Source organism: Deltaproteobacteria bacterium, from assembly GCA_020848745.1.
In the GTDB taxonomy this organism is placed as follows: Bacteria; Desulfobacterota; Binatia; order UTPRO1; family UTPRO1; genus UTPRO1.
In genome coordinates this window covers 1-8,204 of record JADLHM010000129.1, presented here as the reverse complement: position 1 = coordinate 8,204, position 8,204 = coordinate 1, and the positions used below count along the sequence as shown (strand labels likewise).

Genomic DNA, 8,204 nt, shown 5'->3' with positions numbered 1-8,204 from the left:
TCAGCGGCCAGTTCTACAAGCAGTTCGCGCTCACCATCGCCGCCGCGACGGCGATCTCGGCCCTGAACGCGCTGACCCTGTCCCCCGCGCTCGCGGCGCTGATCCTGAAGCCCCACGCGCCCACGGAAGCGAGCGGGCACCACGAAGGACACGGCGAGACACGCGAGGCCCTGCCGCGGCCGGCGATCGTGCTCCTGCTGGCGCTGCTCGCGTACTGGCAGCTCGGATCGTTCTTCGGCGGCGGCGGTCACGGCGCGGAGGCCGCGCACGATGCCGGCGCGCTCGCCACCTGGGGGCCGCGCGCCATGCTCGTCCTCGGCGGCGTCGCGGGGTGGCTGCTCGCGGGGTCGATCAACGCCGCGTTGAACCGCTTCTTCGCGGCCTTCAACGGCGTCTTCGACCGCGCCACCGCCGCCTACGGACGCGGCGTCCAACTCCTGCTGCGGGCCTCGACCATCGCGCTCGTCGTCTACGTCGGGCTGCTCGTCCTCACCGGATTCGGGTTCTCGGCGGTCCCGGCGGGCTTCATCCCCGAGCAGGACAAGGGGTACCTGGTCGTGAACGCGCAGCTGCCCGACGGCGCCAGCCTGGAGCGTTCCGAGGAGGTGATGCGGCGCGTGACCGAGCTCGCGCGATCCACACCGGGCGTGCAACACGTGATCGGGCTTCCCGGCTATTCCGTCCTCACCAGCAACAACATCTCGAACGTCGCCGGCGGCTTCATCATCCTCGCCCCCTTCGAGGAGCGCCTCGCGCACGGGCAGACCGGCCCGGCCGTCCTGGCCGAGCTGCGCCGGCGCTTCGCGACGATCCTCGACGCGCAGGTGGTGGCGTTCGGAGCGCCGCCGGTCGAAGGACTCGGCACGACCGGCGGCTTCAAGGTGCAGATCCAGGACCGCGCCGACGCCGGCTTCAGCGCGCTCGAGGACGCCGTCGCCAACGTCGCCGAGAAGGGCAACGCTCAGCCGGGGCTGGTGGGCCTCTTCTCGAGCTTCCGCGCCAAGCAACCGCAGCTCTATCTCGAGGTCGACCGCACCAAGGCAAAGGCGCTGGGCGTCGCGCTGAGCGACGTGTTCGAGACGCTGCAGATCTACCTCGGCTCGGCCTACGCCAACGACTTCACCCGCTTCGGCCGCAACTGGCAGGTCAATCTCCAGGCCGACTCCTCGTTCCGCATCCGGCCCGAGGACGTCGGCAAGCTGAAGGTGCGGAGCGTCGGCGGCGACATGATCCCGCTCGCGACCTTGCTGACGGTCGAGGACTCGGTCGGCCCCGCCATCGTCAACCGCTACAACATGTTCACCGCCGCCGAAATCAACGGCAACCCGGCGCCGGGCACGAGCTCCGGCCAAGCGACCGCCCTCATGGAGGCGATCGCCAACCAGGAGCTGCCGCGTGGCATGGGGTATCAGTGGACCGAGCTCACCCTGCAGCAGATCCTCGCCGGCAACACCGCGCCCTTCGTCTTCGCGCTCGGCAGCCTCTTCGTCTTCCTGGTGCTGGCGGCCCAGTACGAGAGCTGGTCGCTGCCGCTCGCGATCATCCTGATCGTGCCGATGTGCCTGCTCAGTGCGATCGGCGGCATCTGGCTGGCCGGCATGGACAACAACATCTTCACCCAGATCGGCTTCGTCGTGCTGATCGGCCTCGCGGCCAAGAACGCCATCCTGATCGTCGAGTTCGCGAAGGCGCGCGAGGACGAAGGCGCCGACCGCTCCACGGCGGCGATCGACGCCTGCCGGCTCCGCCTGCGGCCGATCCTCATGACGTCGTTCGCGTTCGGGCTCGGCGTGCTGCCGCTCGTCACCGGCTCGGGGGCCGGCGCCGAGATGCGAAACCCGCTCGGGGTCGCGGTGTTCTCGGGCATGATGGGCGTGACGGGGTTCGGCCTCTTGCTGACCCCGGTCTTCTACGTCGTCATCCGCGGGCTCAGCGCGCGCGGCACGGTCGTACGGACGGCGACTCCCGGAGCACCCGAGCAATCGCAGCACACGACGTGACGCCATGAAGCGGCTCCTGCATGCGTACTTCCGGCATCGGTACGCCGCGCTCTTCTACGCCCTCATCCTGACGATCGGCGCCGGGCCGCTGCTCGCCTCCCTCGCTCTCGACCGCAACTGGCTCCGCATCTTCCTCGAGCTGAGCCTCTTCGCGGCGGTCTTCGGCTTCGCGCCGACGCGCCACTCGCGGCTCCTCCGAGGCGCGCTCGCGATCTTCCTCGCCGCCCGTCTCGCGACCCTCCTCTTCGAGCACCGCCCGCTCACGTTCGCCACCCAGCCGCCGGTGATCGCGCTCGCGCTCGCGGCCGCCGTCGGCGCCCTCCTCTTCGCGCTACGCGCTCCCGAGGTCGGCGTCGAGCACGTCTACGCCGCCCTCGATGCGTACCTGCTCGCCGGCGTCTTCTGGGGCATGCTGCACTGTGAGATCGAGCACGCCTGGCCGGGCTCGTACGTCGGCAACGGAGCGCCGCTCCCGACCTTCCCGCTGTCGACCGCGATCTACTTCAGCTTCGTCACGCTCGCGACGCTCGGCTACGGCGACATCGTGCCGCAAACCGAGGTCGCGCGCGGCGTGACGGTGGTCGAGGCGATCGCCGGACAACTATACCTGGCCGTTCTGATCGCGCGCCTCGTGAGCAGCGCCGCCCTCGGAGCGAACCGCGGAGAGCCTTGCGCATGAAGATCGCCATCAACACGGGGGGCGGCGACGCCCCGGGTCTGAACGCCGTCATCCGCGCCGTCGTACAAGGCGCCGACCGCCTCGGCTGGGAGGTGCACGGCATCCGCGACGGCTACGAGGGCATCTACCGGGCCGCCGACTATCCCGACGGCGGCGTCGTGCGCCTCACCCCCGCCATGGTCGAGCGCATCGCGCACCTCGGCGGCACCATCCTCGGCACCACCAACCGCGGCAACCCCTTCGCGCGTCCGACCCCGCAACCGAACGGTACGCTCCGCGAGGCGGACCGCTCCGACGAGCTCCTCGCGGGCCTCGGCGCCCACGGCTTCGACGCGCTGGTCGCGATCGGCGGCGACGGCTCGCTCGGGATCGCGCACCGCCTCGCCGCCAAGGGGCTCTGGGTGGTCGGCGTGCCGAAGACGATCGACAACGACCTCGACGCGACCGCGCTGACCTTCGGCTTCCAGACCGCCGTGGCCTTCGCGACCGAGTGCGTCGACCGCCTGCACTCGACCGCGCAGGCGCACGGCCGCCTCATGGTCGTCGAGGTGATGGGCCGCTACGCCGGCTGGATCGCCCTCAACACCGGCGTCGCCGGCGGCGCCGACGCGATCCTGCTCCCCGAGATCCCCTACGATCTCGGCGTCGTCGCCGCGCACCTGAAAGAGCGCGCCGCGCACCGCGGCTACGCCATCGTGGTCGTCGCCGAGGGCGCCGCCCCGCGAGGCGGCGCGGTGAGCGTGAAGGCCCGCGAGCTCGGCCGCGCCGAGCAGCTCGGCGGCGTCGGCGAGCGCGTCGCGGCGGAGCTCGGGCCGCTCACCGGCCGCGAGACGCGCGCGGTCGTGCTCGGCCACCTGCTCCGCGGCGGCTCGCCCGTCGCCGTCGACCGCCTGCTCGGCCTGAACTTCGGCGCCGCCGCCGTGCGCGCGCTCGCCGAGGGCAAGCGCGACGTGATGGTGGCCCTGAACCCACCGCACGTCGCCTACGTGCCGCTCGCGGAGGCGGTCGCGCGGACGCGGCTCGTACCGGTCGACGCGGACAGCGTGCTCACGGCCCGCACGCTCGGGATCGCGTTCGGCGACTGAGGGTCGCGGCGATGCTCTGGATCGAGCTCGCGCTCCTTCTCGCGTGCATCCTTGTGGGCGCCCGCATCGGGGGAATCGGTCTCGGCATCGTCGCGGGCGTCGGCCTCGCTTGCTTCGTCTTCCTCTTCGCGATGCCGCCCGGCCAGCCGCCGACGACGGTGCTCGGCATGATCCTCGCGGTCGTGACCGCGCTCGCGGTCATGGAGGCGGCGGGCGGGCTCGCCCTCGTGGTGGCGCTCGCCGAGCGCGTGCTGCGCGGCAACCCGCGCTCGGTGACGCTGCTGGCGCCGCTCGTCATGTACGCCCTCATCTTCATGGCGGGAACGCAGCACGTCGCCTACGCGCTCCTGCCGGTGATCGCGGAGGTGTCCGAGAAGGCGGGCGTACGCCCCGAGCGGCCGCTCTCGATGAGCGTGATCGCGGCCCAGCACGGCCTCGTCGCGTCGCCCATCTCGGCGGCGACGGTCGCGCTCATGGGCGCGCTCTCCGGGGCCGCCGTGTCGCTGCCGCAGATCCTGCTGGTGATCGTGCCGGCGACGCTGGTCGGCCTCGTCGCCGGCGTCGCGAGCGTTGCGTGGCGCGGCCCCGAGCTCGCCGACGATCCGGGCTGGCGCGCGCGCCAGGCCGCAACCGCCGGCGCGAGCGGCCCGGCGCCGGTGGCGGCGAGCGCAACCGCGACCACGAGTGACACGACCGCCGCGAGCGCCCCCGCGGCTTCACGGCCCGCCGCCGCGCCCGCACCGTTCACGCGCGCCGCGCTCGGCTGCTGTCTTCTCTTCCTCGCGGCGCTCGTGGGCGTCGTGCTGCTCGGCCTCTTCCCCGACGTCCGGCCCGAGTACACGCAGGTCGCGGCGAGCGGCGCCGTGAAGCACGGCCGCGTCGAGATGAGCCGCGCCATCATGGTGCTCATGCTCGCGGCCGCCGGCCTGATGATGCTCCTCTTCCGTCCCGACCCGGCGAAGGCACTCGGAGGCAGCGTCATGCGCGGCGGCCTCGTCGCCATCGTCTGCATCCTCGGGGTCTCGTGGATGGGCTCGTCCTTCTTCGCCGCCAACGAGGCGCCGATCGTGGGCGGCATCGCCGAGATCGTGCGGGCACGCCCGTGGGTCTTCGCGGCCGGGCTCTTCGTGCTCTCGCTCCTGCTCTTCAGCCAGGCGGCGGCGATCACCATCCTGACCCCCGTCGGAATCGCGCTCGGCCTCCCGGCCTCGCTCCTCGTCGGCCTCTATCCCGCCGTCAACGGCAACTTCTTTCTCCCCACGTACGGCACGGTGCTCGCGGCCGTGTCCTTCGATCGCACCGGCACGACCCGCATCGGGTCGTGGGTCGTGAACCACAGCTTCATGCGTCCCGGACTGGTGACGACGATCGTGGCGACGTGCGCGTCGCTCGCGATCGCGCGCCTCGTGTTCGGGTAAGGAGGATCCCCGTGTCACATGCGTCGTCATTGATCCGTTCGGCCGGCGTCGTTCCCGTGCTGCTGCTCGCCGTCGCCTCCGCCGCCGTCGCCGGTCCGCCGACCCGCGTCGAGCACGACCTGCTCGGCGACAAGGCCGTGCCCGCCGACGCCTACTACGGCGTCCAGACCGCCCGCGCGCTCGAGAACTTCCGGATCTCCGGCGTGCCGCTCTCGCGTTACCCGGACCTGGTCGACGGACTCGTCGTCACCAAGCTCGCCGCGGCCCGCGCCAACGCCGCCGTCGGCGCGCTCGCCAAGGCGAAGGCCGCCGCGATCGAGCGCGCCTGCGAGGCGGTGCTGAACGGCCGCCACCGCGAGCAGTTCCCGGTCGACCTCTACCAGGGCGGCGCCGGCACCTCGAGCAACATGAACGCCAACGAGGTGCTCGCCAACGTCGGGCTCGAGCTGCTCGGCAAGCCGAAGGGCGACTACGCGAGCCTCGACTCGCACGACGACCTCAACATGTCGCAGTCGACCAACGACGCGTACCCGACCGCGCTCAAGGTCGCGTTCCTGCGCGGCAACGACCGCCTCGTGCCCGAGGTGCGAAAGCTCGCGGCCGCATTCCGCCTGAAGGCGGACGAGCACATCGCCACCTTGAAGATGGGGCGCACCGAGCTGCAGGACGCCGTGCCGATGACCGTCGGCCAGGAGCTGCACGCCATGGCGGCGACCCTCGAGACCGAGGCGCAAAACCTGCTCGACGCCGAGCGCGCGCTCTACGCCGTCAACATGGGCGGCACCGCGATCGGCACCGGCCTGAACGCGCCGAAGGGCTACGCCGCGAAGTGCGCCCGCGAGCTCGCGCGGCTCACCGGGAAGCCGATCGTCCCCGCCGCCGACATGATCGCCGGCACCGCGAGCCTGCAGGGCTTCGTCACCTACTCGGCCGCCGTCCGCGGCCTCGCCATCACGCTCTCCAAGATCGCGAGCGACCTGATCCTGCTCGGCTCCGGGCCCCGCGCCGGGTTGAACGAGCTCAGCCTCCCGGCGCTGCAGCCCGGCTCCTCGATCATGCCGGGCAAGGTGAACCCGGTGATGCCCGAGGTGCTGAACGTGGTCGCGTTCCGCGTCATGGGGAACGACGCCGCCGTCATGCTGGCGGCGCAGCACGGCCAGCTCCAGTTGAACGCCTACGAGCCGCTGGTCGCGATCGCGGTGCTCGAGTCGCAGGAGCTCCTCGAGCGCACGATGGCGGCGTTTCGCACCCAGTGCGTCGACGGCATCCGCGTCAACGAGGCGAACGTCGCACGGGACATCGAACGGACCGTCGGCATCGTGACCGCGCTCAATCCGGTGATCGGCTACGAACGCGCCAGCGAGCTCGCCGCCGAGGCGTACCGCTCCGGCAAGGGCATCCTCGAGATCGTGCGCGAAAAGCGGATCCTCACCGAGGACCAGATCCGCGCCCTCCTCGACCCGGCGAAGCTGACCGGGCTCGACCGCGGCGCCTACCCCAAGCCCGGCAAGCGCTGAAGGGCCACGGCACCGCTTCGCGCATGCGCGTACTCCTGGCAGAAATCCGCGCCACGCCCCTCCTCTGGCTGCTGGTCTTCGTCCCGGCGGTGTTGGCCGGCGAGGCGCTCGCACCCGAAGCGCACACCCCGCTCTTCGCGCTCTCCATCCTCGCGATCGTCCCGCTCGCGACGCTCCTCAGCCATGCCACCGAGTCGGTGGCGGCCAAGACGGGCGACATGGTCGGCGGACTCTTGAATGCGACGCTCGGGAACCTGACCGAGCTCGTGATCGCGCTGACGGCGCTCCGCGCCGGGCAGTACGTACTGGTGAAGGCCTCGATCGCCGGGGCGATCGTCACCAACTCGCTCTTCATGCTCGGGGCGTCGTTCCTGCTCGGGGGGCTCGCACACCACGTCCAGACGTTCAACCGCGCGAGCGCCCGGCTGCAAGCGAGCCAGTTGTTCCTCGCGACGATCGCGCTCCTGATCCCGTCGGCGATCGGCGCGGCCGATGCGCCCGCGAGCGCCGCCTTCACCCAGACGCTGAGCCTCTGCCTTGCGCTCCTGCTAATCGCGACCTATGGCCTCGGGCTGCTCTTCTCCCTCGGCACCCATCGCGAGTTCTTCGGCACCGCGGCGCACGCGGAGGCGGACGAGGCGCCGTGGCCGATCGGCGTCGCGCTCGCCACGCTCGCCGTCGTGACGGTGCTGGTCGCGCTGGTCAGCGAGGTGTTCGTCGCGTCCGTGCAGGGCGCCGCCCTGGAGCTCGGCATGAGCCAGGCGTTCGTCGGCTTCATCGTCGTGGCGCTGGTGGGAGGCGCCGCGGAGATGGCGTCGGCCTTCGCGGCGGCGCGCAAGGACCGGCTCGATCTCAGCATCGGCATCGCGCTCGGGAGCGCCGCGCAGATCGCCCTGTTCGTGGCGCCGGCGCTCGTGCTCGCGAGCTACGTCGTCGCCCCGTCGCCGATGAGCCTGCAGTTCTGGCCGGGCGCGGTCGTCATGATGCTCCTGGCGACCCTCACGGCTTCCATGGTGTCCGACGGCAGCCGGACCGCGTGGTTCAGCGGCGTCCTGGTGCTGGCGGTCTACCTGGTCTTCGCCATCACGCTCTACCTGCTGCCGCCCAGAGCCTGAGGGGCCGGGAGACGCGCGCCAGACGTCGACCGCATGCGAGCAACGCCATCGCCACGGGCCACGGCGACGCACCTGGCTGGAACCCGCCGTGAGCGTGGTGATACACGACACCGGCGGCTCCGGCTGGCGGACCGAGCGATGCGCGGCGCCCGTCGACGGCAAGCCCGACGTACGGATCGCGCGGCAGCATCGTCGCGGATCCTGAAGACCACGAATCTTCCATGAGGAGGCCGACCATGAACGCCTTGCCACGATCGATCCGCCTCGCGACCACCACCGCCGTGACGGCCGCGCTCGCGCTCGCGCTCCACGGCGCGCCCGCCGCGGCCAGGGGCAAACCGCGCCTCGTCATCCTCGCGACCGGCGGCACGATCGCCGGCGCCGGCACGT

7 protein-coding genes are annotated in these 8,204 nt (G+C 71.7%); all 7 read left to right on the top strand.

Annotation, left to right across the window (positions count from 1 at the left end; genetic code table 11):
• Positions 1-2,000, top strand: a 2,000-nt coding sequence (locus IT293_18695) for an efflux RND transporter permease subunit (protein MCC6766692.1), incomplete at its 5' end; no start/stop codon positions are given.
• Between the two features lie 4 nt (positions 2,001-2,004).
• Positions 2,005-2,679 carry a two pore domain potassium channel family protein gene (locus IT293_18690; protein MCC6766691.1) on the top strand — a complete coding sequence of 225 codons (675 nt, stop codon included), beginning with the start codon at positions 2,005-2,007 and terminating at the stop codon, positions 2,677-2,679.
• Entirely contained in the window at positions 2,676-3,764 is a 1,089-nt protein-coding gene (locus tag IT293_18685) for an ATP-dependent 6-phosphofructokinase (GenBank protein ID MCC6766690.1), read from the top strand. The genes IT293_18690 and IT293_18685 overlap by 4 nt, the downstream gene beginning before the upstream one ends.
• A gap of 11 nt (positions 3,765-3,775) precedes the next feature.
• Positions 3,776-5,182: an anaerobic C4-dicarboxylate transporter gene (locus IT293_18680; GenBank protein ID MCC6766689.1), complete on the top strand. Its 1,407-nt coding sequence runs from the start codon at positions 3,776-3,778 to the stop codon at positions 5,180-5,182.
• A gap of 62 nt (positions 5,183-5,244) precedes the next feature.
• On the top strand, positions 5,245-6,699 hold the full coding sequence (locus IT293_18675; protein MCC6766688.1) for an aspartate ammonia-lyase: 1,455 nt from the start codon (positions 5,245-5,247) through the stop codon (positions 6,697-6,699).
• Between the two features lie 23 nt (positions 6,700-6,722).
• Positions 6,723-7,814 carry a calcium/proton exchanger gene (gene cax / locus IT293_18670; protein ID MCC6766687.1) on the top strand — a complete coding sequence of 364 codons (1,092 nt, stop codon included), beginning with the start codon at positions 6,723-6,725 and terminating at the stop codon, positions 7,812-7,814.
• A gap of 236 nt (positions 7,815-8,050) precedes the next feature.
• The coding region (locus IT293_18665; GenBank protein ID MCC6766686.1) for an L-asparaginase at positions 8,051-8,204 on the top strand (154 nt) is incomplete at its 3' end.

Coding starts and splice junctions, on each gene's coding strand:
- IT293_18685 (MCC6766690.1), top strand. CDS start 2,676: ATGAAGATCGCCATCAACACGGGGGGCGGCGACGCCCCGGGTCTGAAC.
- cax (MCC6766687.1), top strand. CDS start 6,723: ATGCGCGTACTCCTGGCAGAAATCCGCGCCACGCCCCTCCTCTGGCTG.
- IT293_18680 (MCC6766689.1), top strand. CDS start 3,776: ATGCTCTGGATCGAGCTCGCGCTCCTTCTCGCGTGCATCCTTGTGGGC.
- IT293_18690 (MCC6766691.1), top strand. CDS start 2,005: ATGAAGCGGCTCCTGCATGCGTACTTCCGGCATCGGTACGCCGCGCTC.